1 protein-coding gene is annotated in these 523 nt (G+C 42.3%); it reads left to right on the top strand.

The annotated features are described in order from the left end of the window. Nucleotides 1–454, top strand: a 454-nt coding sequence (locus tag DW830_RS15620) for an IS66 family transposase (RefSeq protein WP_147487298.1), incomplete at its 5' end; no start/stop codon positions are given. Between the last annotated feature and the right edge of the window lie 69 nt (nt 455–523).

Genomic DNA, 523 nt, shown 5'->3' with positions numbered 1-523 from the left:
GGTAAATGGATGGACCGTTGAAGACCATCTAGCCTATCGGCAGTCATATGCACCGGACATTTTACAGGATTTATTGGAGAAACTGGAGGAAATATCTTCCAGGAAGGATTTGCTGCCCAAGTCTACCTTGGCGCAGGCGGTCGGTTATGCCCTTAATGAATATAATGCCATTTGTGACATCTTCAAAAGAGGTGATACGGCTCTCGATAACAACTACATTGAGAGAATCCAGAGGTACATATCACTATCAAGAAGAAACTCTATGTTCTTTGGCTCGCACGAAGGAGCAAGACGGGGAGCTATCCTATATTCTATAGCTATTTCATGCAAGTTGAATGGCATCAATCTGTTTGAATACATTAGCGATGTCATAGAAAAGACCATTGAATGGCAACCGAATACCACACTGGAGAAATATAGAGACTTACTTCCCGACCGATGGAAAAAGCAGTAGCAGCATTTGTTTAATCAGCTGTTACTGCTTTTTTTTGATTATGCAAGGTATAAACGCGGAGCCGCTTAC

The sequence above is a fragment of the Prevotella sp. AM34-19LB genome (assembly GCF_003468525.1).
Taxonomy (GTDB): domain Bacteria; phylum Bacteroidota; class Bacteroidia; order Bacteroidales; family Bacteroidaceae; genus Prevotella.
This window is presented reverse-complemented; position numbering and strand designations above follow the sequence as displayed.